The sequence below is a fragment of the Acerihabitans arboris genome (genome assembly GCF_010131535.1).
In the GTDB taxonomy this organism is placed as follows: Bacteria; Pseudomonadota; Gammaproteobacteria; order Enterobacterales; family Enterobacteriaceae; genus Acerihabitans; species Acerihabitans arboris.
This window is the reverse complement of record NZ_WUBS01000016.1, coordinates 115225-141105: the sequence shown is the minus strand read 5'-3', so window position 1 is coordinate 141105 and position 25881 is coordinate 115225. Positions and strand designations below refer to the sequence as shown.

The following is a 25881-nucleotide window of genomic DNA, read 5'->3' as shown; positions in this document are numbered from 1 at the left end:
CAATCATGGTCATCATGTTTATTTATTCTCAATAAGAGCGTTGCCTATGAAAAACATAAACCCTAGCCACACCGCGGCCTGGAAAGCGCTGCAGCAGCATTTTGAACAGATGAAGAATGTCAGCATCAGCGACCTGTTTACCAAGGACAGCAACCGTTTCAGCACCTTCTCCGCCACCTTTGACGACCAGATGCTGGTGGATTATTCCAAAAACCGCATTACCGCTGAAACGCTGGAAAAATTACAGGCGCTGGCCCGGGAATGCGATCTTGACGGCGCCATCAAGTCAATGTTCTCCGGCGAAAAAATCAACCGCAGCGAAGATCGCGCGGTGCTGCATGTCGCCCTGCGTAACCGGAGCAATACCCCCATCCTGGTGGACGGCAAGGACGTGATGCCGGACGTCAACGCGGTGTTGGCTAAAATCAAGCGCTTCTGCGCCCGCGTCATCGGTGGCGAATGGAAAGGCTATACCGGCAAACCGATTACCGACGTGGTGAACATCGGTATCGGCGGATCGGATCTCGGCCCTTATATGGTGACCGAAGCGTTACGGCCGTTTAAAAACCATCTTGCCATGCATTTCGTGTCCAACGTCGACGGCACCCATATCGCGGAAACGGTAAAGCATCTCGACCCGGCCACCACCCTGTTCCTGGTGGCGTCGAAGACCTTTACCACCCAGGAAACCATGACCAACGCCCATAGCGCGCGCGATTGGTTCCTGAAGACCGCCGGCGATGAAAAACACGTGGCCAGGCACTTTGCCGCCCTGTCGACCAATGCCAGGGCGGTGGGCGAATTTGGCATCGATACCGACAATATGTTCGAATTCTGGGATTGGGTCGGCGGCCGTTATTCCTTATGGTCGGCCATCGGCCTGTCCATTGCCCTGTCCGTGGGGTTCGATAATTTTGAGCAACTGCTCAGCGGCGCCCACGCCATGGATCGCCATTTCAAGGACACGCCGGCGGAACAGAACCTGCCGGTGCTGCTGGCCCTGATCGGCATCTGGTATAACAATTTCTATGGCATGGAAACGGAAGCCATCCTGCCCTACGACCAGTTTATGCACCGTTTCCCTGCGTATTTCCAGCAGGGCAACATGGAGTCCAACGGCAAGTATGTGGACCGCGACGGGCATCCGGTCGATTACCAGACCGGCCCGATTATCTGGGGTGAACCCGGCACCAACGGCCAGCATGCCTTTTACCAGTTGATTCACCAGGGCACCAAAGTGGTCCCCTGCGATTTTATCGCCCCGGCGGTAAGCCATAATCCGCTCAGCGATCATCACGCCAAGCTATTGTCGAATTTTTTTGCCCAGACCGAAGCCCTGGCGTTTGGCAAATCCCTGCGGGTGGTTGAAGAGGAGTTCGCCGCGGCGGGCAAAACCCCGGACCAGGTCAAGCACGTGGCGCCCTTTAAAGTCTTCGAGGGCAACCGGCCGACCAACTCCATCCTGCTGCGGGAAATCACCCCCTACAGCCTGGGCGCGCTGATTGCGTTGTATGAGCATAAGATCTTTACCCAGGGCGTGATCCTGAATATCTATACCTTTGATCAATGGGGCGTGGAACTGGGTAAACAGCTGGCGAACCGGATACTGCCTGAACTGGCGGCCGATGATCAGGTCAGCAGCCATGACAGTTCCACCAATGGGTTGATTAACCGCTTCAAGGACTGGCGCGGCTGATAGCCGGATAGCATCCCAGGCCGGCCAGGGATAGGCCGTCTGGCTTGGCGTCGGGTAGAGGGGGTTTTCATTATGCTGGCTAACGTTGCTCCTGCGGACGGGAGCATGTTAACTGATTGTTACTATTGTTATTTCTGGTTCTCAATTAAGGATATTCTTAAAAAACCACGCCGGTTATTACCAGAATATGGTCTGTTGTAACGCGCCTGAAATATAAAAAATTACCGCAGGGTATTATTTTAATAACATGTTTGGGGCTTATATCATTTTTGGCGGATAACCTTCGCCGATGGCAATAGGAAAGCGGAATTATCTGATTTTTAACCATCGACTGAACTTGTCCAGCGCGGATTTATTGTGCCCTAAATACCATTGCCGGTGATTAATTTTATTTTCACGCCGCAAAACAGCTCAATTCACTGCTTTACCGTTCACCATGCTGGTCCTGCGCATTTTTTCGGCTAAAACGGGCTTGAGGTATGCAAGATATATTTTATTGCATTATATTGCTTTATGATGCTTATATAAGGCAAATCAACATATCATTGCTTTATAGTCATCATCCTCATGAATCAAAGGTAATAAATATGAATAAACTGTTTAGTATAGTAATAGCTGCAATGTTGATGGCTAGTGGTTCTTATGCGTTAGCTGCCGCGCCGACCACCACCACCGGTAACAGTAGCGGCGACGCCGAAACTGCTTCCGGCTTAAGCTCCGGGGCTGCTACCGCGGTTGGCGTTGGTGCGGTCGCACTGTTAGCTGGGGTTGCTTTAATCGGCGCTCATAACGACAATAACGGTGACGGCAACTCGCCCACCGGTACTGGTACCACCACCTCAACGGTGCAGTAATAATAATTACTCGATAACCACACGCAAGTGTGGTTATTTTTTGGTCTCCTTTCGTTTGGGATAAACGACGTGCGCTATTTATTCATGGTGGTGCTGTGCTTTCTGGTGGCCGCTTGCAGTCAGTCGCAAAAAGGTATCGGTGAAACGTTCAAACTGGCGCTGTTCGGCACGCCGGATGTTGAATTAACTCCCGAGCAGGTCCATGACGTCCCCTACGCCAGTATTTATGTCCGGGTGAATGACGGTTCGCAAATATTTATGGTGTTGGCCTACGCCGAAAACGGCGATTTGAAATGGGTTTCACGCGATAAAGCCATGCTGGTTACCCGCAGCGGCCGCCTGGTAAAAACCCTTGGCCTGCCTGATAATCTCCTCGAAGTAACCAACCTGGCCTCGGATCCCCTGGCTCATGCCCAACGCATTACCGACGGCACCGAATGGACGCGTACCCAGTCCTGGACTGAAGATAAACAATTACGTTCGGCAACCCTGACTTCCCGTTTCAGCCTGGCGGGTACCGAAACTATTACCGTATTAAACGCCCCCCACGCTTACCGCGTCCTCAATGAGGATGTTACGGTGACGGAACTGAACATACATTACCAAAACCGCTTTTGGATCGAACCAGGCACCGGCGCCGTGCGCAAAGCCCAACAATTTGTCGGGCCGGGTACTCTGCCGATTGAAACCATCACTTTAAATCCTTATAAGCCATGAAAAAACAACTCTTACTCGTAGTGGGTTTATGTGCTGGTTTTATTGCCTCAGCCGCTGCCGACAGCCGCGTGGCGGTCTATTCCCCTGGGCAATCGCAGCCGGTAGTGCTTGAAGGCATCAATACCCTTCAACAGCTGACCCTGAATCCAAAACTGGCCGGGCGGACCTGGTGGCCCGGCACCGTCATCGCCGAACAGCTGGCTACCGCCGTCCAGCTTGAGCGGCAAAGGCAATTGCTGGCGCGCCTGGGCGCCCTGAGCGCCGACCTGAGGCAGGATAACGATCTCGATTTGGCCAATTCCGTTGACCGGGTGCGTAGCCAGGTTGCCGCGTTACGCGTTACCGGCCGTCAGTTCGTGTCACTGGACGCGGATGTAATTCGCCTGCAGCCCGGGGCCAATCGCAGGTTAAGCGGTGATTACAGCCTGTATACCCTGGCGAAACCGACCAGCGTGCATATTTTTGGCGTGCTGACGCCAACCGGTTCGCAGCCGTTCCAGGTCAGCCGCGACGCCGATGACTATTTGCAGACCCACCAGCGCCTGAGCGGAGCGGAAAGAAGCTATGCCTGGGTGATACTGCCGGATGGACAAGCCAAATCGGTGCCGGTGGCCTATTGGAACCGCCGTCATAACGAAGTGGCGCCGGGCAGTGCGATTTACGTGGGGTTTTCCTCGTGGGCCTTGCCGAGGGCCTATCAGGACGTAAATGAAAACATTGTTTCCTTGCTGACTCACCGGATCCCTGACTGATGAAAACAAAATATCTACTTAGTCTCATCGCGCTGTCAGTGGCCTCCGCCTGCCAGGCGGCCTCCTACACCGAGCCGCTGGGGCCTTCGCAGATGGATATGGGCGGCGCCGGCTTATTGCAAACTCCCTCCGGACGGATGGCGAAGGATGGTGAATTCAGCCTGAACTATCGGGATAACGACCAGTACCGGTTTTATTCTGTTAATGTGCAACTGTTACCCTGGCTGGAAAGCACCATCAGGTATACCGATGTCCGCACCCGGCTATATAGCTCCAATGAAAATTTCAGCGGCGATCAAACCTACAAAGATAAAGGCATCGATCTTAAGCTGAGGTTATGGGAAGAGGGATATTGGCTGCCCGAGACCTCGGTGGGCATCCGCGATTTTGGCGGTACCGGCCTGTTTGACAGCGAGTTTATCGCCGCCAGCAAAGCCTGGGGGCCGTTGGACTTTACCCTGGGTCTCGGCTGGGGCTACCTGGGCAACAGCGGTAATGTCAAAAACCCGTTCTGCGAAGTTTCCGACGGCTACTGTACGCGCAATAACGCCCACCGCAGCGCCGGTTCATTTAATACCGGCGACTTTTTCCACGGCCCCACCTCGCTGTTCGGCGGCGTTGAATACCAGACGCCGTGGCAGCCGCTGCGCCTCAAGCTGGAATATGAAGGCAACGATTACGAGGGCGACTTCGCCGGCCGGCTGAAGCAGGATTCCCCGGTTAACGTCGGCGCGGTTTACCGCGTCGGCAAGTGGGCTGATGTAAACCTCAGCTATGAACGCGGCAACACCATGATGTTCGGTGTGACGCTGCGCACCAACTTTAATGATTTGACCCAGCAGCACCGCGACAGCGAAAAGCCGGCCTACGCGCCGCAGCCGCAGTCCGATATGCTGCAGCACCAGGTGGTGGCGCAGCAGCTGACCGATATGGACAGCAACGCCGGGTTTAACGCGCCGCATATCCAGGTAAAAGACCGTACCCTGTATATGACCGGCGAGCAGTATAAGTACCGGGATGATAATGAGGGCGTCGATCGCGCCAATCGTATCCTGGTCAACAACCTGCCGGCCAATGTCGACACGCTGAAAGTAACCCAGACCCGGCAGAACCTGCCGCTGGTGACCACGGAAACCGACGTGAAGAGTCTGCAGGATACGTTGGCGGGTTACCCCTTGGGCCATGAACAGCCGCTGAAGCAGCGCCGCACCGAGCCGGACGTGCCGAAAAACGCCGAGCAGGGTTATTATATAGATCGGGATCGCTTACAACTGGGTTGGGCGCCGGTGCTTAACCAATCGTTCGGCGGGCCTGAAGCGTTCTATATGTATCAAATCGGCGTCGAAGGCACGGCCAGCTATTGGCTGACCGACCATTGGGTGACCTCCGGCACCCTGTTCGGCAATATAGTTAACAACTATGACCGGTTCAACTTCACCGCGCCGCCTGGCGACTCCCATCTGCCGCGGGTCCGTACCCGGATTCGTGAATATGTGCAAAACGATGTCTATATCAGCAACCTGCAAACCACCTATATGGACCGCCTGGGCGACGGCTGGTATGGCCAGCTCTATGGTGGTTATCTGGAGATGATGTACGGCGGCGTTGGCGGCGAAGTGTTATACCGTCCGCTGGATAAGAACTGGGCGGTGGGCATCGACGGTAACTACGTCAAGCAGCGCGACTGGGACAACATGATGCAGTTCGCCGATTACACCGTGGCGACCGGTAACCTGACCGGCTACTGGCGGCCGGACTTTATGGACGGCGTGCTGGTTAAAGCCAGCGTCGGACGGTATTTGGCCAAGGATAAGGGCGTGACCTTCGATGTCTCCCGCCGCTTTGACAGCGGTGTTACCGCCGGCGCCTTTGCCACCTTTACCAATGTGTCCAAAGAGGACTATGGCGAAGGTTCGTTTACCAAAGGGTTCTACCTGTCCATTCCGCTGGATCTGCTGACGCCGACGCCGAACCGTACCCGGGCGCAGCTGAACTGGATCCCGCTGACGCGTGACGGCGGCCAGATGGTGGGCCGTAAATACTATCTGTACGGCTTGACCGACGAACGCTCGCCGGCGCTGCAATAATCGGCCGGATAGTCCCGATTTCAGAGGCCTCCTTATGGGGGCTTTTTTTTTGCCGGCGGCGCCCCGGGAGAACGGCGGTGCGGTAAAAACGCCTTATGAAGCGCAATCTTCCGGCAACGGCAGGTTAATAAAATGTCGTTCTGAGCTACAATATCGGCTCTGGCCACCTGAAACGATGGGGAACAGGATGACGGGCGATCCTCATATCTCATTATTAGCATCTATTACCTGGCTGTCTGACCTGGACCCGCCGCCGGAGCCCGCCGTGGCGGACTGGCTGTTGGAACGGGGCTCGATGACCCGGCGTTTTGAACGTCATTGTCAGCGGGTCAGTATCCGCCGTGGCCGCGAAGGCTATTTCCCGGCCCAGGCGCTGGGAGAAGACGAGGTGGCGCTGCTGCCGCCCTGCGAACGTTATTGGCTGCGGGAAATCATATTGTGCGGCGATGACCGGCCCTGGCTGGCCGGCCGTACCCTGATGCCCGAAAATGCCATGGACGGGGCGGAGTGGGCGCTTACCACGCTTGGCGATATGCCCCTGGGACGCTGGCTATTTCGGGATCGGGCGCCAGAGCGTGACTTTATCCAACTCGGCCGAACGGCAGGGCTCTGGGCGCGTCGTTCATGCCTGCGGCCGAATGGTAAACCCTTATTGCTGACCGAACTGTTCTTACCCGATGCTCCGCTGTATTGTTAAGCGCCGTGCAAAAAATGATGAAGTGAAGGAGAAAAAAGTGGAACAAAGCGCCACAATGGGCAAATGGCAGGCCTGGTGCCGTCTGATGCGCATTGATAAACCCATTGGTTCTCTGTTGTTACTTTGGCCGACCCTGTGGGCGTTGTGGCTGGCGGGCAGCGGCACGCCCGCCTTAGGCACGCTGCTGGTGTTTATACTCGGAGTATTTTTCATGCGCGCCGCGGGGTGCGTGGTCAATGATTTTGCCGACCGTAAGATAGACGGCCAGGTCAAGCGCACCGCCGCCCGTCCGCTGCCCAGCGGGCTTATCAGCGAAAAAGAAGCCAAGATCCTGTTTGTTATTCTGGTGGCGGTGTCATTCGGACTGGTCCTGACACTGAACACCATGACCATTGCGTTATCCGTGGCGGGGCTGGTGCTGGCCTGGGTGTACCCGTTTATGAAGCGGGTGACCCATCTGCCGCAGCTGGTGCTGGGCGCGGCGTTCGGCTGGTCAATCCCCATGGGGTATGCGGCGGTCAGTGAGTCCTTACCTCTGTCCTGTTGGCTGCTGTTTGCCGCCAATATCCTATGGACGGTGGCTTACGATACGCAATATGCCATGGTGGATCGCGATGACGATATCCGTATCGGCGTCAAGTCCACCGCTATTCTTTTCGGACGCTATGACAAACTGATTATCGCTTTGCTGCAGGCGGCGACGCTGCTGCTGCTAATTTACCTGGGCAGGCTGGAGGGGCTGGGCGTGATGTTTTATGCATCCCTGGCGGTGGCGGGCGTTTTGTTTGCCTACCAGCAGAAACTGATCGCGCAGCGGGATCGGGACGCCTGTTTCAAAGCTTTTTTAAATAATAACCTGGTGGGCCTGGTGATTTTTATCGGCATTGCGCTGTGCTTTTTCGGCCAGGGTCGTCTATAGGCCTGCGGGTGAAAACGGGCGGTGCGCAAGCATCCGCCCGCCGTTGATATCATAGCGCGGGGGAGGGATCGTTTTCCGGCGCTACGGCCAGCAGGCTGGCGCTGTTAATGGTCAGCTGTACCTCCGGCGTCATCAGCTCGCCGAGAATCTCGCTCATCTCATTGACCTGCTCACTAATGGCATCGCCGGCATCGCTGATATAACCTTCATCGCGCAGGGTCGCCACCAGGGTGGAGAATACCGCCTTGTCGAAGAATTCCGGCGCATTAATCCCATGCAGCACCGAGAGACGCTGGGCCATGATCCGGCTCTCCTTCTCCAACGCGCCGCGATTTATCCGGGGATTAAAGCGCAGCAGCGAGAAGGTAATGGCATAGCGTTGCAAGGTCTCGCGCACGCCGGCCGCCAGCAGTTGCAGGGTAAATGCCCGCGTCGGGTTAAAAAACAACCGCCGCTCCCGCTCGACAACCAAATCCTGGCGCGCCAGTTCTTCGATAAGCGATTCGATGACCGGACCGAGCTGCGGTTTTTCATAGCGCATGAACAGCTCGGCTTTCATCAAGGGATAAAGCAGGTCGATACGGTACGACAGCTGCTCGCGATTGATGCCGGGATGGCCGATGACGATACTGGCCACCAGCGCAGGCAGGATAAACAGATGCTGGATATTATTGCGGTAATAGGTCATCAACACCGCCTGCTCGCGGGAAAGATAAATAATATCGCCAATGGTGTCCTGCTCGACGCTGAATTTATTCATCGCCAGTGCATGTTCCAGCAGGTCCTGCGCCGTCGTATCCGGCACCGTGACATCACCGGCGTAGGGCACGTTGCGCATCAGCTCCAGATAGCAGGTAAGCTGTTGCAGCAGTTGTTCGCGGGTCAACGAGCGTTGACGGGAGGCCAGCAGCACCGTGGAACAGAGGTTGATGGCATTTGCCGCCGCGGCGTTATTGATCCGCACCATGATTTTGGCGGCGATATCATCCACCGCCGGCGCCAGCCAGGCGGGGCGCTGGGCTTCGATAGGATCGATGGAGTCGCGCCAGTCCGGCACCTGCTGGCTGAGATAGGTGCTTAACGACAGCGGCTCGCCAAAATTCACGTAGCCCTGGCCCAGGTTACGTAATTTACGTAATCCACGCACCATTTGCACGAATCCCTCTTTCTCCTTGGTGGCGCCGCGCAGTTCCTTGGCGTAGGTGGCCACTTCCATGACATGTTCATAACCCACGTAAATGGGCACCAGCGTAATCGGCCGGTTGCCGCCGCGCAGCATCGCCTGGATGGTCATGGTCAGCGTGCCGGTCTTGGGATCGAGCAGGCGTCCGGTGCGCGAGCGTCCCCCTTCCATGAAATACTCAACCGAATAACCCCGGGTAAATAATTCACCCAGGTATTCACGGAATATGGTGGAGTAAAGCTTATTGCCTTTAAACGTGCGCCGGATAAAAAATGCGCCGAGGCGACGGAAAATCGGGCCCGCCGGCCAAAAGTTCAGGTTGATGCCGGCGGCGATATGCGGCGGCACCAGGCCCTGGTGATAAAGCACATAGGACAGCAGCAGATAGTCCATATGGCTGCGGTGGCAGGGCACGTAGACAATTTCATGCCCGTCCTCGGCCAGTTGGCGTACGCGTTCGGCGTTGCGCACGTGCAGGCCCTGGTAAAGACGGTTCCAGGTCCAGCTTAATACCCGATCCGATATGCGCACGGCTTCATAAGAGAAGTCCGCCGCGATCTCCTCCATCAGCGCAATGGCATTTTGCTGCGCTTTTTCCGCCGAGATTTTTTTTGTACGGGCTTCATCCTCCACGGCTTTTTCAATCGCCTTGGACGCCAGCAGCTTATTGAATAAATCCTGGCGCACCGGCAAGCGCGGCCCTACCGCCACCAGACGCTGGCGGGCAAAATGGATCATGGCGACGCGGGCCAGCTTTTGGGCGATGGTTTTGTCGGTGCCATGTTCGGTCGCCATATAGCGCATGGATAGCGGCCGGGAAAAGCGTACAAAGCTATCCCGGCCCAACCACAGGACCGCAATGAATTTCTGGAAACCGTTCAGGAGGCGCAGCTGCGGCGCCGGCTGGTTTTGCTGCGCTTCCCGGCCGGGTGAACGGCCGAACATGATGGAGACCGGCACCATCTGGACATCAAGCTGCGGATTATTGCGATGTAAATCCAGATAATCGTGAAACAGCTTTACAGATTCCAGCTTTTCGGAGAAGTAGCGAAAGACGCGCGGACCATCGTGGATAAAGACATAACGCGGCAAGATAACGCCATCGATATCCAGCGGTATCAAAGGATCGGCCAACCCCAGTTGCAGACATTGCGCGCGTAGGGTGAGCAGGTCCGCCTTGGAGTTATAGGGTAGGACATACATCATCGGCCGCAGCGGATCCAAACCGGCTTCTTGCCGGGGATTGGCGGGAATAGCTTTACTTCTCACCAGTAGCTTGAGCGGTAAATCCAACAACGTATAATAAATAGTACGCCAACCTGACATATCGGTGTAAAGCCTCTTGTTAGCATTGCGCCACAAGAATACCAGAAACCGCGCGACAGATCTGTGGTGATGCGAACGCGAAGAAACGGTAATATGGGCGCAATTTTCCTCTAGTGCACAAAATTATGTCAAACCAAACCAACGGGCTTCGTCGCATTTATAACGCCATGGGATATTCAATCAAGGGATATCGCGCCGCGTGGCGTCATGAGGCCGCTTTTCGCCAGGAAGCGGTAGTCGCCGTGGTCGCGATTGTTTTAGCCTGTTATCTCGAGCCAAGCCCGGTGGCGCGGATATTGTTAATCGGTTCAGTGTGGCTGGTGCTTATCGTTGAAATCATCAACAGCGCTATCGAGGCCGTGGTGGACCGTATCGGGCCCGAGCGGCATCCGCTTTCGGGACGGGCGAAGGATCTGGGCTCGGCGGCGGTTACCCTGGCCATCGTGCTGGCCCTGTTTGTCTGGGGCACGTTGTTATGGCGGCATATTCCTTAACATGTTTGCCATGGCCGGATGTTGCCGAGGTTTTATTACGTTTTGCTACGCTTGTGGTTTTCAATTGCTACGGACCTGTATATACTCACAGAAAGACTGTATAAACAAACAGGGGACGGAATGAAAGCATTAACCGCCAGACAACAAGAGGTTTTTGACCTTATCCGCGATCATATTTCGCAAACCGGTATGCCGCCGACCCGGGCGGAGATCGCGCATCGTCTGGGGTTTAAATCCCCCAACGCCGCTGAGGAACACCTGAAGGCGCTGGCACGCAAGGGCGCCATCGAAATTGTTTCCGGCGCCTCGCGCGGCATCCGCTTGTTGATAGAAGAAGAGACCGGCCTGCCGCTGATAGGCCGTGTAGCCGCGGGCGAGCCCCTGCTGGCGGAACAGCACATTGAAAGCCATTATCAAATAGATCCCGATCTCTTTAAGCCCCATGCGGATTTCCTGCTGCGTGTCAGCGGCATGTCCATGAAGGATATCGGCATCATGGACGGCGACCTGCTGGCGGTGCATAAAACCCAGGACGCCCATAACGGCCAGGTGGTTGTCGCGCGCATTAATGATGAGGTGACGGTTAAACGCCTGAAAAGACATGGCAACATCGTTGAATTGCTGCCGGAAAACAGCGAGTTCTCGCCTATCATCATCGACCTGCGCGAACAGGAACTGTCCATTGAAGGTCTGGCGGTAGGCGTTATCCGCAACGGTAACTGGATTTAGGCCCGCGCGGGCCGTTAAGCCGGCGGTTGGTACTATACCGGTATGCCATGCCGGTATGCCATGCCGCTATAGCCATAGCGCGGCGGGCGTACCGCAACGTAAAAATGTTCAGGTTAATCCTTTGAGGTAGCTCCAGTTCATGTTTTGTTACACTTGGCGTTATTAAGCCACCTGCCTTCTACCCGCTGTTTTACTTCAATTTATATACCGTCCGGCGTGAATAACCCTGTCTATATGGTCTAATCTTCTGCTGATTAAACCTTCTGCCAAATCCCCTGCTATACTTTATTCATACGGTTAGCTTATGTCATACCAAGTTCCTGGATTAAAAGAATCATGTATACAGGAACCTGGAACGAAAAAAAGTTGACTGATAAACCGATAACCAAGGAGAACTCCGATGAACAAAGACGAAGCCAGCGGTAATTGGAAACAGTTTAAAGGTAAAATGAAGGAACAATGGGGCAAGTTGACCGACGACGACCTGACCGTGGTTGAAGGCAAACGCGAACAGCTGATCGGCAAAATCCAGGAACGGTACGGTTACGGTAAAGAAGCAGCCGAAACCGAAGTAAAGGATTGGGAAACACGTAATAAATATCGTTGGTAATGATTTATATAAGAAATTACTTGTGTGCAGGTTATTTCTTGAAAAGTGTTCCTACCCAAAGGTACAAGGACGTACCACCTGATTTTGACCCACCCCTCTTTTGACCCTTACCCGCCGATTCAGCGTTTTTTTATTGTCATCGTATGATCGTGCCCACAGCCCTGCGGATTATCACAGGCTTGTACTTCCGCGCACAATGTGCAGAAACCATGGGCCTCAACGACATTATGACGCATGGTAAATCCGGTTGCCTGCGCCATCTTTTGCAAAATCTCCTCAATGCCCTCGGTCGATTGTTCGGTGACCTGCCCGCAGCGATCGCAGATAAAAAAGGCGGAGGTATGGCTGGGTTGCTCGAAATGGTGGCATAATACAAAGCTGTTGGTCGATTCAACGCGATGAATAAACCCTTGTTCCAGAAGGAAATCCAACGCGCGGTAAATCGTCGGCGGCTTGGCCTGGGGTTCGGTTTTTCTCAACAAATCAAGCAGGTCGTAGGCGCTGATCGCCCCGACTTGCTGTGTCATCAGGCGCAACACTTCCAATCGCTGCGGCGTCAGGCGCACATTACGTTGTTCGCACAATTGTTCAGCCTGGCTGAGCATTTGAGCCCGATCGGTTGTATTCATAAAAACTCCCCGCAGCTGATATCACGGTCCATCTTACCATGAAGGTGAAAAAACGCCGAATGTCAGGACGCATTTTAACCCGTTAGTGACATCTGAAGGGGTAGGGTTGACCGCCACGTCGGCGCCCGTGCACGGCTTAACGGTATTCAGCAAACGGGATAGTGGATATTGAGATTGTCCGTGACGCGATTGGCAATCGAGATCAAATGATAAATCACCTGCTTATTGCTGGCCTTGGTCTTTCGTTTGATATTTATTTTATGGGATGAGAGCGTTTTTTCTTTAATGCGTAAATGAGTACAGATATACATGGTGTCATAACCCGACATCCACATTGTTAAAATTTCTACTTCGGTTTTGCTAAAGCGCAATGGCGGGAATCCGATGGGGGAATTTTCTTTTTTCCACGCCTTTGTGTCCATAAAGTAGCGGATTATCATTAACATAGTACTGATTTTTGTAAATTTAGATAAAATAACCACATTGTCCCTTATGGGCACGAAATCATGGAATTTTATATTTTCATTACCAATAAAGATAAAAAAAAGCGTTAATGGCTGCTCGTCGATGATTGATTTCAGGTTGACTCCATCATCTTGATATTGAAAACAATTTTGGTTTATGAAAATGATGGAAGGGTTGGTTTTTTGGCATTTCAGCCGCAAGCTGTTAACATTATCAACATCGCGAATCGCCCCTTTGATACCGCTTGAGGATAAGGAGCTTTTAAGCGCGCATTTAGTATAGTTGCATGGATCAAGAATAAATACTGTCATAATGATAATGATATCTGCAATTAAATTCATCCAATGATAAATAGCGGGTTCGGATAATAATGAAAATCAAAGGATATAAAAGATACATTTCACCGCTTGTTGTGCTTAATCATCGTCCAACCTTGAGTCAATTTAGCTGATTAAATATGCATTAAGATTATGTGATAAAGGATTATGATCACTTTGTAAATCACTTGAGAATGTATTGGGACGTAATAAATGTTATTTGGGATAAAATGATCCTTCCCCTCACCGCCTCCCCCCATCTCCTAACGTAAAATAAACAGTGGTGAATTTACCGCGTAAATCAAACATTAACACGTTTAATCAATAGCCTTAGGCCGCGCCTCGGCCCAGGGATTTTCTGTGATACAATAGCGGGATAATCATCCACATTTATTGAACCAACTCTATGCCTGCAGATGACCTTATGACGCTTTCAGCCGATGCCAAGACCCATCCAGTAGCGGCGACATCGTTCTCCGCCCAGCGCTTTTCCGTCGCGCCGATGCTTGACTGGACCGATCGCCACTGCCGCTATTTCCTGCGTCTGCTGACACGTCATACCCTGCTGTATACCGAAATGGTGACCACCGGCGCGTTGCTGCACGGCAAAGGAGACTACCTGGCCTATAACGAAGCCGAACATCCCCTGGCGCTGCAATTAGGCGGCAGCGAGCCGGATGCATTGGCGCAATGCGCCCGGATGGCTGAGCTGCGCGGTTATGATGAAATTAATCTTAACGTCGGCTGCCCGTCCGATCGGGTGCAAAACGGCCGCTTTGGCGCCTGCCTGATGGCGGAGCGCGAGCGCGTGGCGGACTGCATCGCCGCAATGCGCTCAGCGGTGTCGATTCCAATAACGGTAAAAACCCGCATCGGCATTGACGAACGGGACAGCTATGAATTCCTGTGCGAATTTATCCAGGCCGTGGCTGAGCGTGGCGGCTGCGACACTTTCATTATCCATGCGCGCAAGGCCTGGCTGTCGGGGTTAAGCCCGAAGGAAAACCGCGAAATACCGCCGCTGGATTATGAACGTGTCTACCAGCTTAAGCGCGATTTCCCTTCTCTTACGCTTGCCATTAACGGCGGCATAAGGACATTGGATGAAGCGGAACGGCATCTGGACTACCTGAACGGCGTGATGATTGGACGCGAAGCGTATCAGAATCCCGGAATGTTATCTCGTGTCGACAGCCGGCTGTTTGGCGCCGCCGATCCCCATGCCGATATGGAGGCGGTGGTGGAAGCCATGCTTCCTTATATCGAACGTGAATTGTCGCAAGGCACCTACCTCGGCCACATTACCCGTCACATGCTCGGGTTGTTCCAGGGCGTTCCCGGCGCGCGACAATGGCGGCGTTATCTTAGCGAGAATGCCCATAAACCCGGCGCCGGCGTCGACGTAGTCCGCCAGGCGTTAGCCAAACTTTCCCGCCGCCCGGCTTATTCCCCCGCGGCTTCCTGAGAATGTCGCATAAGGTCCCCCCGGCAACAACAGCGCCGGGGTCGTTGATGAAATTGACCAGATTATGGCGAAAATAACCTTCCTGATTGTGGCGGCGTCAATAAATAAGTCTGTTTAACAACGGGTTGCCAGCAGTAAAAACTGGCATGTTTCTTGAAATATCTTTCTCGTATCCGCTTGCTTGAAAGAGAAACGAGAAGCTGAAAAACGACGGCATTCCCCCGTTAACCAGGAGCCAGCCATGTTAGAGATTTTCTTCGTCATCGGGTTTTTCATGATGCTATTGCTGACCGGGATTTCGATCCTGGGTGTGCTTGCCGCGCTGGTCGTGGGGACCGTTGCCATGATGTTTGCCGGTTTATTCGTGATGGCGTTTAAACTGCTGCCGTGGCTGTTGCTGGCAGTCGTGGTGGTATGGGTATGGCGGGCGGTAAAACGTCCTCAACTGCGCCGTTATTAACCGCCGGTAAACAGCGGCCGCGACCGCTAATACCCGGCGCAGTTTTATCGTCATTAACGTGCTGCCGATCACAGCTTTAATCATTGCTTAGACAAGACGGTTATTAAACATATTTTTTCGTTATGGCTGCTGATACGATAGCGCCCGTTACTGTGGATCCAACAAGTTCATCGGAAATAATAGCGGCAAAAGCGGCATCTTCCGATGATTCATCTGCTGTACCTACCAATATAATAATTCCAAAATCAACGCGTTCAATTACTTCACAAAGCAATCCCCCTGACGGGCTTCCTACAGAAGCCCGTTTTTTTTATGTGCAAGCCGCACCCGGTCGGACTTCACATGGCAGCCCGCGTTACCCGCGGTGAGGCTGTCCTCAGGGGATAAGCAGCGACGAGCCGTTGGTTTGCCGCGCTTCCAGCGCCTGATGCGCCCGCCGCGCCTCGGCCAGCGGATATTTTTGTTGCTCCGGCACCGCGATTTTAATCGCGCCGCTGGCAATCATCGAGAACAGTTCGTTGCTGGCAAATTTAAGCTCCTCGCGATTGGTAACATAACCGTTAAGCGAGGGGCGGGTAACGTATAGCGAGCCTTTTTGGTTCAGGAGCGCCAGGTTAACGCCGGTCACCGGGCCGGACGAGTTGCCGAAGCTGACCATCAGGCCGCGCCGGCGCAGGCTGTCGAGCGAGGCTTCCCAGGTACTTCTACCCACCGAGTCATACACCACGCTGACCATTTTGCCGCCGGTCAGCGCCGCGACCCGTTCCGGCACGTTTTCCTCGCGGTAGTTAATGATTTCCCAGGCGCCGGCGTCTTGCGCCAGGGCGGCTTTTTCCGCCGAGCCGACGGTACCGATCATCTTGGCGCCCAGCGCTTTGGCCCACTGGCAGGCAATGCGGCCGACGCCGCCGGCGGCGGCGTGAAACAGGAAGATTTCGTTCGGTTTGATCTCATAGGTCTGGCGCAGCAGGTAAAAGACCGTCAGGCCTTTCAAAAATGACGCGGCGGCCTGCTCAAACGAGATGGCATCCGGCAGGACGGCAATATTTTTCTCCGGCACATTATGCACCTCGCTATAGGCGCCCAAGGGGGATTGCGCATATACCACGCGATCGCCCGCCTTCAGGCCGGAGACGCCGGACCCCACCTTGGTAATAACGCCGGCGGCCTCGGTGCCGAGGCCCGACGGCTTGGCCGGTGTCGGATATAATCCGCTGCGCACATAGGTATCAATGTAATTGATGCCTATGGCTTTATTCTCGACCTGCACCTCGCCCGCAGCCGGATCCATCGGGGTGAAATCCAGGTATTCCATCACTTCCGGTCCGCCGTTGGCGGCAAATTGAATATGCTTGGCCATGTATGTTCCTCGCTTGAACAATGTTGTGTACCCTTTATTTAACCATAAGCTCTTAACACGGGTTTGCAAAGCCACATAGGATTTGGCGACAATCAACGCTACAATGCGTTTTTACCCAATGTCTCATCTATCAGGCAAAGTCATTATTACATGTCAGAAAAAAAAACAGCCGCCAAAACAAACTTCTCCCGTGACCGCCAGGTCGAGGGTCTGAAACTTCCTCCCCATTCGCTGGAAGCGGAACAGTCGGTATTGGGTGGATTAATGCTGGATAATGAACGTTGGGATAATGTCGCGGAACGCGTCACCGCCAAGGACTTTTTCAATCGCCCCCATCGGCTGATATTTGGGGAAATGCAGCGCCTGCTGGAGTTGAACAAGCCCATCGATCTGATCACCCTCTCCGAGTCGCTGGAGCAGAAAGGCTCCCTGGATTCGGTGGGCGGGTTTGCCTACCTGGCGGAATTATCCAAAAACACCCCCAGCGCGGCGAACATCTCGGCCTACGCCGATATCGTGCGTGAACGGGCGGTGGTGCGCGAAATGATCGCCGTCGCCCACGAAATCGCCGACGCCGGTTACGATCCCCAGGGACGCAGCAGCGAAGATTTACTCGACCTGGCGGAATCCCGGGTATTCCAGATTGCCGAAAACCGCGCCAGCAAGGATGAAGGTCCCAAGAGCATCGACCGCATCCTGGAAGATACCGTGGCGCGCATCGAGCAGTTGTACCAAAAACCCCACGACGGCGTTACCGGTGTTTCCAGCGGCTATTCGGACCTGGATAAAAAAACCGCCGGCCTGCAAAAATCCGATCTGATTATTATCGCGGCGCGTCCGTCGATGGGTAAAACCACCTTCGCTATGAACCTGTGTGAAAACGCCGCCATGACCGAGGATAAACCGGTGCTGATCTTCAGCCTGGAAATGCCCGGCGAACAAATCATGATGCGTATGCTGGCGTCGCTATCCCGCGTCGACCAGACGCGTATCCGCACCGGTCAACTGGATGACGAGGACTGGGCGCGCATTTCCAGCACCATGGGCATCCTGCTGGAAAAGCGCAATATGTATATCGACGACTCCTCGGGACTGACGCCCACCGACGTGCGCTCCCGCGCCCGGCGCGTTTTTCGCGAGCATGACGGCCTGAGCCTGATCATGATCGACTATCTGCAATTGATGCGCGTGCCGCAGCTGTCGGAAAACCGTACCCTGGAAATCGCCGAAATTTCCCGTTCGCTTAAAGCGTTGGCAAAAGAATTGCAGGTACCGGTGGTGGCGCTGTCCCAGCTTAACCGCGGCCTTGAGCAGCGCGCCGATAAACGGCCGATCAACTCCGATCTGCGTGAGTCCGGTTCCATCGAACAGGATGCCGACCTGATCATGTTTATCTATCGTGACGAGGTCTATCACGAAAACAGCGATATGAAAGGTATCGCGGAAATCATTCTGGGTAAGCAACGTAACGGCCCCATCGGGACGGTGCGGCTGACCTTTAACGGGCAGTGGTCGCGGTTCGATAGTTACGCCGGGCCGCAATATGATGATGAATAACGATTAGGACAAGGATAATGAAAACGGCTATTGCCGTTATTGACCGCGATGCATTGCGCCATAACCTGCGGCAGGTTCGCCGGTTGGCGCCGCATAGCCGCGTGGTGGCGGTGGTAAAAGCGCAGGCATATGGTCATGGGCTGCTGGAAACCGCGTTCGCCGTGCAGGATGAGGCCGATTATTTTGGCGTTGCGCGCCTTGACGAGGCGCTCAGGCTGCGTAAAGGCGGCATTACCAAGCCGATTTTGCTGTTGGAAGGGTTCTTCAGCGCCGATGAGCTGCCGTTGCTGGCGGAATACCGCCTCGCCACCGCGGTGCACAGCCCCGAGGAGTTGCAGGCGCTGGAACAGGCCACCCTGGCGCGGCCCCTCGAAGTATGGATGAAGCTCGATACCGGTATGCACCGCCTGGGGGTCCAGCCGCCACAGGCCGACGCGTTTTACGCGCGGCTGGCGGCCTGTCCGAATGTCGCGGGGCCGGTGAATGTCATGAGTCACTTTGCCCGCGCCGACGAGCCGGAACTGGATGCCACCCTCCGGCAACTGACCCTTTTTGACGCCTTTGCGCAGGATAAGCCGGGCAAACAGTCCATTGCCGCCTCCGGCGGCATCCTGCTGTGGCCTGAATCCCATCGCGATATGGTCAGGCCCGGCATCCTGCTGTACGGCGTGTCGCCGCTCGGCAGCGGGACGGCGGTCGAGTATGGCTTTCGCCCGGCGATGACCTTGACCTCCGCGCTGATTGCGGTGCGCAACCATCGCGCCGGCGAAGCCTGTGGTTATGGCGGCATCTGGGTCAGTCCCCGTGATACCCGTCTCGGCGTGGTGGCCTTCGGCTACGGCGACGGTTATCCCCGCGGAGCGCCGAGCGGTACGCCGGTGCTGGTCAATGGACGCGAGGTGCCGTTGGCGGGAAGGGTTTCGATGGATATGTTAACCGTCGATTTGGGACCGGCGGGCCATGAGCAGGTCGGCGACAGCGTCGAACTCTGGGGGCCGGCGCTGCCGGTGGAGCGGATTGCCGCCGCCAGCGGCATCAGCGCCTATGAGCTGATAACGAAAGTCACCTCGCGGGTCACGCGCGAATATGTGGACGGTGGCGACGCCGGCCGGGGATCGGCTGAATCCGGTAAATTTTAATCGCGCTTATAACAACTGATTATCGTTATTTGGTAATGTAAGGGCGGGGTTTCATATTTCAACCCGACAACCCAGGAGAGCTGCACCTTGTTCCAGAATGTTGACGCTTACGCGGGGGATCCGATCCTGTCGCTGATGGAAACCTACAAACAGGACGCGCGACCGGATAAGGTCAACCTGAGCATCGGGCTGTATTACAATGAGCAGGCGATTATTCCGCAACTGAAGTCGGTGGCGCGGGCTGAATCCATGCTTGAAGTCAGCCCGACGCAGGCGGCGTCATACCTGCCGATGGCGGGCCTGCCGTCGTACCGCGCCGCCAGCCAGTCGGTACTGTTTGGCGAGCATCATCCGATGCGCCAGGCCGCGCGCATCGCCACCATCCAGACGGTGGGCGGTTCGGGCGGGTTAAGGATTGGCGCGGATTTCCTCAGGGACTATTTCCCGCAATCCGAGGTCTGGGTCAGCGACCCGACCTGGGAAAACCATGTGGCCATTTTTTCCGGCGCCGGTTTTAAGGTCAATCGTTATCCCTATTTTGACGGCGAAAAGCTGGCGGTCAATTTCAGCGCCATGCTGGAATGCCTGGGACAGCTGCCGCCCCAAAGCATCGTGCTGCTGCACCCCTGCTGCCATAATCCCACCGGCTCCGATCTCACCCGCGGGCAATGGGACCATGTCATCCGCGTGGCGGCGGAGCGTGAACTCATCCCGTTCCTCGATATTGCCTACCAGGGCTTTGGCGAGGGACTGGAAGAGGATGCCTATGCGGTGCGCGAAATGGCGCGGCTGGGATTGCCTTGCCTGGTAAGCCAGTCGTTCTCGAAAATTTTCTCGCTCTACGCCGAGCGGGTGGGAACCTTGTCCGTGGTCTGCGCCAGCGCCGGGGAAGCCGATCGGGTGCTGGGGCAGTTGACGTCCACCGTGCGGCGTAACTATTCCAGCCCGCCTAACTACGGCGCGCAGGTGGTGGCGAAGGTGCTTAACGATCCGGCGCTGTACGCGCTGTGGCGCCAGGAAGTCTCAGCCATGCGCTCGCGTATCCTGCAGATGCGCCATGACCTGGTGGATGCGCTGAAAGTCGCGCTGCCCGCGCGTAATTTTGATTATCTGCTGCGGCAGCGCGGTATGTTCAGCTACACCGGGCTGAGCCCGCGGCAGGTTGACCGGCTACGCGATGAGTTCGGCGTCTATCTTATCGGCAGCGGCCGGATGTGCCTGGCCGGCCTGAATACCGATAATGTCCAGCGGGTGGCGCGGGCGATCGCCGCGCTGTAATCCGCGTGGATCGGGCCGCATAATACAGGTCCGCGCCGGCTTTGCCGGCGACGGGCTTTCGACGCCCGCTATTTTCCTCTCGGTTCCCTCTGTTGATCCCCCAGCGTTTACGCTGTTTCAGCCCGGTTTGCCCCGGTGCCCCCGCTGCTATACTTAAGCTTAATGAGAGGAGCATCGCTATGTGGTATCGACAAACCCTGGTTCTCAAAGCCCGCCCGCGCGGGTTTCATCTGGTGACCGACGACATCGCCGGCCAACTGACCCCCCTGGCGGAGATTACTACCGGACTGCTGCATCTATTGCTGCAGCATACCTCGGCGTCGCTGACGCTGAATGAAAACTGCGACCCCAGCGTCCGGGCCGATATGGAAACCCATTTTTTACGCCATGTCCCGGAAGAGGCCCCTTATGAGCATGACTACGAGGGGTTGGATGATATGCCGGCGCACATTAAATCGTCTTTACTGGGTGCGTCACTGTTGATCCCCGTCGGCCGGGGTAAATTGTTATTGGGGACCTGGCAGGGCATTTGGCTGGGTGAACATCGTAACCGGGGAGGCGAACGCCATATTATCGCTACCCTTCAAGGGGAGTAAACATGGATCAATCGACATTTCTTGCCTATTGCATGGATAAACCGGGCGCTCAACAAAGCCTGCGGCAAGAATGGCAGGCCAACCAGATCAAGGTCGGGGAGGTGATGTTCGCCATGACCCATGAAATGGATGGCAAGCCGGTGATTTCCTTAAAAAGCAGTCCGAAAATGGCGGAATCGCTGCGGTCGGAGTATCACGCCATCGTCCCTTGCGGCCTGCTGAACAAAACCCATTGGAACACGCTATTCCTGGACGGGGATATTCCGGATTCGCAGTTTTATTACCTGGTCGACGCCTCCTGGCAACTGGCGGTGGACACCCTGCCGGACTCGTTGCGCCAGGAACTGAATATCTGACCGGGCGATCGCCGCCCGCTTGGGATGCCGGCGCCTGGTTGGCTAAGCCGCGCCACGCCTTCCCCAGTCGCTGATCAGGTCGCCATACAGCGTCACGGCCTGCAGAAGTTTATCCACCGCGCAATATTCGTCGGTTTGATGCGCCATTGCCGGCTCGCCGGGGCCCAGGATAATGCACGGCGGCGCGCCAAGCGCTTCAAGCAACAGCGAGGCATCGGTAAAATACGGCACCACGCGCGGTTGCAGCGGCGCGTCATGCAGCGGCGCGCAGCGTTCGAATACCCGGCGAATCCAGCCGTTGTGGGGTTCGGACAATATCGAGGGCAGATCCACCAGCGTGGTGACCGTCACGGTATCGCCCATCAGGGTGGTCAGCCGTTGCCGGATCTCTTCGTGGCGCAGGTTGGGCGCGGTGCGGATATCCACGTCGAACCAGCTGCGGTCCGGCACCGAGTTGATATTCAGCCCGCCGCTGATGGTGCCGACATTCAGGGTCGGCTGTTTCATCAACGGATGCGGCGCGCCCGGCTCGAAATAACGGATCTTGCCTATCGCCTCGGCGGCCAGGTAAATAGCGTTGATGCCCAGTTCCGGCATGGCGCCGTGGGCGGTTTTGCCGCGCGTTTCGCAGCGCAGCCACAGGGCGCCCTTATGGCCGATGACCGGATAATTGGCGGTGGGTTCGCCAACGATAAGCGCGCCTACCGCCGGCAGATAGTCGCGCGTTTCGTTGATCAGCGCCCGGGCGCCGTCACAGCCGGTCTCCTCGCCGCCGGTCAGCACCAATACCACTCCCGATCCGGACGTAATGGCCTCATGTTGCTGGCGGCAGGCGACGATAAAGGCCGCGATGGCCGCTTTCATATCGCTTGCGCCGCGGCCGTACAGCCTGCCGTCGCTGATTTCACCGGCAAAGGCGTCAAACCGCCAGTCCGCGTTGCCTAGCGGCACGGTATCCACATGGCCGGTGAACGCCAGCGGTTTATCGTACGCGCGCCGGCCCGCCAGGCGCGCCACCAGGTTAAACCGCCGCTCGCCGAAGCGCTGCAGATGGATGCTAAAGCCGTGCTGTTGCAGGTAGTCCGCCAGGAACGCCATGCACAAGGATTCGTCGCCGGGCGGATTGATGGTATCAAAACGCAGCAGGGCGCGGGTCAGCGAAATCACTTCATCGTTCGGGTTCATGGCCTGGTCCGGGGTTATGCGTCATTGAAGGGCTATCCCTTGGCGACATTCAGCGCGTAAAGACGCGCCTCGGGTTATCGATCATCAGGGTTTCCAACTGCTCGCCGCTAACGCCGTGGCGCCGCAGGCGCGGCACGAAATGCTTCAGGATATAACCATAACCATGGCCGCCATAGCGGGTCAGCATGGTTTTCAGGAATACGTCCTGGGACAATAGCACCTGCCGGATAAACCCGTCATCTATAAGCTCCCGGATGGCGCGGGCGTTTTCTTCGTCCGACGGGGACTGCGCGGCTTCGTCGGCATAATAGTAACCCATGCCGATCATATCGTATTCCAGGAACGCGCCGCGCCGCGCCAGGTCGCGCTGATAGGTTTTATCGGCAAAGCTGGGGTTCATATGGCACAGCACGACATGGCGTAAATCAGCGCCTTCGTGTTCCAGGATATCCAGCACCCGGTGACCATGGCGCTCCCAGCCCGGCAGATGGATTTCCATCGGCACGCCGGTGGCGGCGCTGGCGCGTCCGGCCGCTCGCAGTGACTTTTCCTCATCCGGGGTAAAGGCGGCGGACACGCCGATTTCGCCGATAAGGCCGGCGATGACCATTGGTTTCTCTTCAGCGCCGCCGACGTCATGGATAAGCTGTTCCGTCAGTTGCTCCACCGAACGGGTCTTCACGTACGCCGGATGTGAGGGCTCCAGGTAAAAGCCGGTGCCCATGACGATATTCAGGCCGGTGAGGCGCGAGATGCGCTGCAACGCCAGCGGATCGCGGCCGATGCCGATATTGGTGGGGTCGACCACGGTCTCGCCGCCGAGCGCGCGGAACTTCATCAGCTCTTCCACCGCCAGGTCCGGGTCGAACAGCCGGCAGTTATCGCGGCTGGACAGAGGGTTAAGCGCCAGCTCGCCGAGGTTTTCCATGCGTACCGGCATTTCGGCCAGGTGACGTTCGCTGCAGCAGCAGGGCGGCACCCATTTGCCGGAAGCGTCCAGCAAAATATGCTCATGCATCAGGGTCACGCCCATTTGCGCCACCGGCAGCGGCCCGAGCACCGTCATCGCATAACCGCTGGCGACGCCGAGCGGCAGCGGATCGGGGTGGCGGAAAATAGAGTTCTGCATCGCGTCTATCCTTTGGTCGGCCGCGCCGGGTTGAAAATACGGGTATTGAGCCAAATCGCCAGCAGGATAATGGTGCCGGTGGCAATTTGGGTATAAAACGGCGAGATATGCGATAGGATCAAGCCGTTTTGGATCACCGCAATGGACAGCGCGCCCAGCAGGGTGCCGATAATGGTGCCGAACCCGCCGAACAGGCTGGTGCTGCCGAGCACCACCGCGGCGATAACCTGTAGTTCAAACCCCTCGCCCTGGTTGGATGAGCCGCTGCCCAGGCGGGCGGTGATTATCATCCCCGCCAGCGCGGCGCTCATGCCGCTCAGCACATAGACCCAGAGAGTGACGGCACGGGTATTGACCCCGGCGCGGCGCACCCCTTCGGTATTGGAGCCGATGGCGGTGACATAGCGGCCGAAGCGGGTCTGGTTAAGTAAAATATGCCCGCCGAGCAGCGCCAGCACGCCCAGGATGGCAGGCAAAGGCAATCCTATCACCCAGGCCCGCCCCAGCAGGGTAAAGGGGCTATCGGCCGGGATGGGAATGGAATAACCCTGGGTAATCAGCAGCGCCACGCCGCGCACCACCGCAAGCGTCGCCAGGGTGACGATAAAGGCCGGGATGCCTTCATAGGCGATAAAATAACCATTGAGCGCGCCTATCAGCCCGCCGAGCAGCAGGCCGCCCAGCAACACCACCGGCCAGGGCAGTCCCCAGTTGTTCAGGGCAATGGCGGACAGCGCGCCGACCAGGGCCAGCGTGGAGCCGACCGACAGGTCGATGCCGCCGGTGGTGATCACCAGCGTCATGGCGGTGGCGACAATCAGCAGCGGCGCGCTTTGGCGAATAATATTCAGCCAGTTGGGGCCACTGAGGAAGTTGTCGGTAATCAGCGCGAACACCATGCAGCAGAACAGGCAAAACAGCGCGATGCTGACCACGCCGGAGTGGTTGTGCAGGATGCGCCTGGGCAAGGAGTGCCGGATCATTCGGGTACTGGACATATTCATCATACTCATGCGGGATCCCCGTTAATGGGCGCGGGCGGAGTGCGCCTCGAACTTTTCGCCGACGATCAGGTTGACGATATCCGACAGGCTGGTGTCGGCCACCCGTCGTTCGGCGACATTGGTGCCCTCATACATCACCATGATGCGATCGCAAACCAGGAACAGATCCTGTAAGCGATGGGTGATCAGGATGACGCTGACCCCACGGGCGCTGACGCGTTTGATTAACGCCAGCACCGCCTCCACTTCCGCCACGGCCAGGGCGGCGGTCGGCTCATCCATGATCAGCACCTTGGGCTCAAACGCGGCCGCGCGGGCAATGGCGATGGCCTGCCGTTGCCCGCCGGACAGGTTGCGCACCAGCAGGCGGGTATCGGGAATGGAAATGCCCAGCCCCTGCAGCATCTCCCGCGCCTCGGCATGCATCCGTTTTTCATCCAGGAAGGGCATGCCCAATAAACGCGTCTGCGGCTCGCGGCCCATAAATAAATTGCCGGCCACATCCACCGTGTCGCATAACGACAGGTCCTGGTAGACCATCTCGATATGGCAACGGCGGGCATCGGCCGGGGTGGCGAAACGCTGCTCGCTGCCGTCGATGCGGATGGCGCCGCTGGAGGGGACCACCGCGCCGGATAAAATCTTGGTCAGCGTGGATTTGCCCGCGCCGTTATCGCCGACCAGCCCCAGCACCTCGCCGGGCGCCAGCTTGAGGTTGACGCCGCGCAGCGAACGTATGGATCCGTAGGTTTTGGTGATATCCACCATCTCCACCCGGGGTGGCACCCTCTGAGTTACAGCCATCTGATTAACCTCCAATCTGGTTAACAAATACGAAGGGGGGCATAACGGCCCGGCGGGCCGTTATGCCGGCAGC

The 25881-nt window shown here is 56.4% G+C and carries 25 protein-coding genes; 17 read left to right on the top strand and 8 right to left on the bottom strand.

What is annotated here, in order from left to right; all coding sequences use genetic code 11:
* Positions 1–46 precede the first annotated feature (46 nt).
* From pgi to ubiA, 7 genes are all read left to right on the top strand, one after another.
* Positions 47–1696 (top strand): glucose-6-phosphate isomerase, encoded by a 1650-nt coding sequence (gene pgi, locus GRH90_RS20840; protein ID WP_162367888.1) that lies wholly within the window; start codon positions 47–49, stop codon positions 1694–1696.
* A 479-nt stretch (positions 1697–2175) separates the two neighbouring features.
* Positions 2176–2550, top strand: coding sequence for an exopolysaccharide production protein YjbE (gene yjbE / locus GRH90_RS26345; protein WP_246236184.1), 375 nt, complete (start codon positions 2176–2178; stop codon positions 2548–2550).
* Between the two features lie 69 nt (positions 2551–2619).
* On the top strand, positions 2620–3267 hold the full coding sequence (locus tag GRH90_RS20830; protein WP_162367887.1) for a YjbF family lipoprotein: 648 nt from the start codon (positions 2620–2622) through the stop codon (positions 3265–3267).
* Complete coding sequence (locus GRH90_RS20825; protein WP_162367886.1) at positions 3264–4019, top strand: capsule biosynthesis GfcC family protein; 756 nt, start codon at positions 3264–3266, stop codon at positions 4017–4019. Before GRH90_RS20830 ends, GRH90_RS20825 begins: the two co-directional genes overlap by 4 nt.
* The gene (locus GRH90_RS20820; RefSeq protein WP_162367885.1) at positions 4019–6106 is read left to right on the top strand and encodes a YjbH domain-containing protein; all 2088 of its coding nucleotides are present in this window, start codon (positions 4019–4021) and stop codon (positions 6104–6106) included. Before GRH90_RS20825 ends, GRH90_RS20820 begins: the two co-directional genes overlap by 1 nt.
* A 187-nt stretch (positions 6107–6293) precedes the next feature.
* Positions 6294–6803, top strand: a complete 510-nt coding sequence (gene ubiC / locus GRH90_RS20815) for a chorismate lyase (RefSeq protein ID WP_162367884.1) — start codon at positions 6294–6296, stop codon at positions 6801–6803.
* Between the two features lie 55 nt (positions 6804–6858).
* A complete protein-coding gene (gene ubiA, locus GRH90_RS20810; protein WP_218586272.1) occupies positions 6859–7722 on the top strand; it encodes a 4-hydroxybenzoate octaprenyltransferase in 864 nt (287 codons plus the stop codon).
* 49 nt (positions 7723–7771) lie between these two features.
* Here the strand turns inward: ubiA and plsB are convergent, their stop codons facing one another.
* A complete protein-coding gene (plsB, locus tag GRH90_RS20805; protein WP_162367882.1) occupies positions 7772–10231 on the bottom strand; it encodes a glycerol-3-phosphate 1-O-acyltransferase PlsB in 2460 nt (819 codons plus the stop codon).
* A gap of 125 nt (positions 10232–10356) precedes the next feature.
* Between plsB and GRH90_RS20800 the strand changes: the two genes are divergently transcribed.
* From GRH90_RS20800 to GRH90_RS20790, 3 genes are all read left to right on the top strand, one after another.
* Positions 10357–10725, top strand: a complete 369-nt coding sequence (locus GRH90_RS20800; protein ID WP_162367881.1) for a diacylglycerol kinase — start codon at positions 10357–10359, stop codon at positions 10723–10725.
* Between the two features lie 120 nt (positions 10726–10845).
* Entirely contained in the window at positions 10846–11454 is a 609-nt protein-coding gene (lexA, locus tag GRH90_RS20795) for a transcriptional repressor LexA (protein ID WP_162367880.1), read from the top strand.
* 400 nt (positions 11455–11854) lie between these two features.
* Positions 11855–12064, top strand: coding sequence for a CsbD family protein (locus GRH90_RS20790; RefSeq protein WP_162367879.1), 210 nt, complete (start codon positions 11855–11857; stop codon positions 12062–12064).
* A 119-nt stretch (positions 12065–12183) separates the two neighbouring features.
* Here the strand turns inward: GRH90_RS20790 and zur are convergent, their stop codons facing one another.
* Positions 12184–12693, bottom strand: a complete 510-nt coding sequence (gene zur / locus GRH90_RS20785; RefSeq protein ID WP_162367878.1) for a zinc uptake transcriptional repressor Zur — start codon at positions 12691–12693, stop codon at positions 12184–12186.
* 146 nt (positions 12694–12839) lie between these two features.
* Positions 12840–13499: a transcriptional regulator RcsA gene (rcsA, locus tag GRH90_RS20780; protein WP_162367877.1), complete on the bottom strand. Its 660-nt coding sequence runs from the start codon at positions 13497–13499 to the stop codon at positions 12840–12842.
* A gap of 400 nt (positions 13500–13899) precedes the next feature.
* Here rcsA and dusA point away from each other — a divergent pair, with 400 nt between their 5' ends.
* Together dusA and pspG are read left to right on the top strand one after the other, a co-directional pair.
* The gene (gene dusA, locus GRH90_RS20775) at positions 13900–14940 is read left to right on the top strand and encodes a tRNA dihydrouridine(20/20a) synthase DusA (RefSeq protein WP_162367876.1); all 1041 of its coding nucleotides are present in this window, start codon (positions 13900–13902) and stop codon (positions 14938–14940) included.
* 241 nt (positions 14941–15181) lie between these two features.
* Positions 15182–15400, top strand: coding sequence for an envelope stress response protein PspG (pspG, locus tag GRH90_RS20770; RefSeq protein ID WP_162367875.1), 219 nt, complete (start codon positions 15182–15184; stop codon positions 15398–15400).
* Positions 15401–15776: 376 nt separating this feature from the next.
* Here pspG and GRH90_RS20765 read toward each other — a convergent pair whose 3' ends face one another.
* Entirely contained in the window at positions 15777–16760 is a 984-nt protein-coding gene (locus GRH90_RS20765; RefSeq protein ID WP_162367874.1) for a quinone oxidoreductase, read from the bottom strand.
* 150 nt (positions 16761–16910) lie between these two features.
* Here GRH90_RS20765 and dnaB point away from each other — a divergent pair, with 150 nt between their 5' ends.
* The 5 genes from dnaB to GRH90_RS20740 all read left to right on the top strand — a co-directional run bounded on the left by dnaB (position 16911) and on the right by GRH90_RS20740 (position 21686).
* Complete coding sequence (dnaB, locus tag GRH90_RS20760) at positions 16911–18317, top strand: replicative DNA helicase (RefSeq protein WP_162367873.1); 1407 nt, start codon at positions 16911–16913, stop codon at positions 18315–18317.
* A gap of 17 nt (positions 18318–18334) precedes the next feature.
* The gene (gene alr, locus GRH90_RS20755; protein ID WP_162367872.1) at positions 18335–19456 is read left to right on the top strand and encodes an alanine racemase; all 1122 of its coding nucleotides are present in this window, start codon (positions 18335–18337) and stop codon (positions 19454–19456) included.
* An 87-nt stretch (positions 19457–19543) separates the two neighbouring features.
* Entirely contained in the window at positions 19544–20734 is a 1191-nt protein-coding gene (locus GRH90_RS20750; protein ID WP_162367871.1) for an amino acid aminotransferase, read from the top strand.
* A gap of 179 nt (positions 20735–20913) precedes the next feature.
* Entirely contained in the window at positions 20914–21330 is a 417-nt protein-coding gene (locus GRH90_RS20745) for a secondary thiamine-phosphate synthase enzyme YjbQ (protein WP_162367870.1), read from the top strand.
* 2 nt (positions 21331–21332) lie between these two features.
* Positions 21333–21686 (top strand): MmcQ/YjbR family DNA-binding protein, encoded by a 354-nt coding sequence (locus GRH90_RS20740; protein ID WP_162367869.1) that lies wholly within the window; start codon positions 21333–21335, stop codon positions 21684–21686.
* A 42-nt stretch (positions 21687–21728) separates the two neighbouring features.
* Here the strand turns inward: GRH90_RS20740 and GRH90_RS20735 are convergent, their stop codons facing one another.
* From GRH90_RS20735 to GRH90_RS20720, 4 genes are read right to left on the bottom strand one after another with little or no spacing between them, the layout of a single operon-like run.
* A complete protein-coding gene (locus GRH90_RS20735) occupies positions 21729–22871 on the bottom strand; it encodes a M20 family metallopeptidase (RefSeq protein WP_162367868.1) in 1143 nt (380 codons plus the stop codon).
* 49 nt (positions 22872–22920) lie between these two features.
* Complete coding sequence (locus tag GRH90_RS20730) at positions 22921–24000, bottom strand: phosphotriesterase family protein (protein ID WP_162367867.1); 1080 nt, start codon at positions 23998–24000, stop codon at positions 22921–22923.
* A gap of 5 nt (positions 24001–24005) precedes the next feature.
* Entirely contained in the window at positions 24006–25004 is a 999-nt protein-coding gene (locus GRH90_RS20725; protein WP_162367912.1) for an ABC transporter permease, read from the bottom strand.
* A 21-nt stretch (positions 25005–25025) separates the two neighbouring features.
* Positions 25026–25772, bottom strand: coding sequence for an ATP-binding cassette domain-containing protein (locus GRH90_RS20720; RefSeq protein ID WP_162367911.1), 747 nt, complete (start codon positions 25770–25772; stop codon positions 25026–25028).
* Between the last annotated feature and the right edge of the window lie 109 nt (positions 25773–25881).

Coding starts and splice junctions, on each gene's coding strand:
- pgi (WP_162367888.1), top strand. CDS start 47: ATGAAAAACATAAACCCTAGCCACACCGCGGCCTGGAAAGCGCTGCAG.
- yjbE (WP_246236184.1), top strand. CDS start 2,176: ATGCAAGATATATTTTATTGCATTATATTGCTTTATGATGCTTATATA.
- GRH90_RS20825 (WP_162367886.1), top strand. CDS start 3,264: ATGAAAAAACAACTCTTACTCGTAGTGGGTTTATGTGCTGGTTTTATT.
- GRH90_RS20820 (WP_162367885.1), top strand. CDS start 4,019: ATGAAAACAAAATATCTACTTAGTCTCATCGCGCTGTCAGTGGCCTCC.
- ubiC (WP_162367884.1), top strand. CDS start 6,294: ATGACGGGCGATCCTCATATCTCATTATTAGCATCTATTACCTGGCTG.
- ubiA (WP_218586272.1), top strand. CDS start 6,859: ATGGGCAAATGGCAGGCCTGGTGCCGTCTGATGCGCATTGATAAACCC.
- plsB (WP_162367882.1), bottom strand. CDS start 10,231: ATGTCAGGTTGGCGTACTATTTATTATACGTTGTTGGATTTACCGCTC.
- GRH90_RS20800 (WP_162367881.1), top strand. CDS start 10,357: ATGTCAAACCAAACCAACGGGCTTCGTCGCATTTATAACGCCATGGGA.
- lexA (WP_162367880.1), top strand. CDS start 10,846: ATGAAAGCATTAACCGCCAGACAACAAGAGGTTTTTGACCTTATCCGC.
- GRH90_RS20790 (WP_162367879.1), top strand. CDS start 11,855: ATGAACAAAGACGAAGCCAGCGGTAATTGGAAACAGTTTAAAGGTAAA.
- zur (WP_162367878.1), bottom strand. CDS start 12,693: ATGAATACAACCGATCGGGCTCAAATGCTCAGCCAGGCTGAACAATTG.
- rcsA (WP_162367877.1), bottom strand. CDS start 13,499: ATGAATTTAATTGCAGATATCATTATCATTATGACAGTATTTATTCTT.
- dusA (WP_162367876.1), top strand. CDS start 13,900: ATGACGCTTTCAGCCGATGCCAAGACCCATCCAGTAGCGGCGACATCG.
- pspG (WP_162367875.1), top strand. CDS start 15,182: ATGTTAGAGATTTTCTTCGTCATCGGGTTTTTCATGATGCTATTGCTG.
- GRH90_RS20765 (WP_162367874.1), bottom strand. CDS start 16,760: ATGGCCAAGCATATTCAATTTGCCGCCAACGGCGGACCGGAAGTGATG.
- dnaB (WP_162367873.1), top strand. CDS start 16,911: ATGTCAGAAAAAAAAACAGCCGCCAAAACAAACTTCTCCCGTGACCGC.
- alr (WP_162367872.1), top strand. CDS start 18,335: ATGAAAACGGCTATTGCCGTTATTGACCGCGATGCATTGCGCCATAAC.
- GRH90_RS20745 (WP_162367870.1), top strand. CDS start 20,914: ATGTGGTATCGACAAACCCTGGTTCTCAAAGCCCGCCCGCGCGGGTTT.
- GRH90_RS20740 (WP_162367869.1), top strand. CDS start 21,333: ATGGATCAATCGACATTTCTTGCCTATTGCATGGATAAACCGGGCGCT.
- GRH90_RS20735 (WP_162367868.1), bottom strand. CDS start 22,871: ATGAACCCGAACGATGAAGTGATTTCGCTGACCCGCGCCCTGCTGCGT.
- GRH90_RS20730 (WP_162367867.1), bottom strand. CDS start 24,000: ATGCAGAACTCTATTTTCCGCCACCCCGATCCGCTGCCGCTCGGCGTC.
- GRH90_RS20725 (WP_162367912.1), bottom strand. CDS start 25,004: ATGAATATGTCCAGTACCCGAATGATCCGGCACTCCTTGCCCAGGCGC.
- GRH90_RS20720 (WP_162367911.1), bottom strand. CDS start 25,772: ATGGTGGATATCACCAAAACCTACGGATCCATACGTTCGCTGCGCGGC.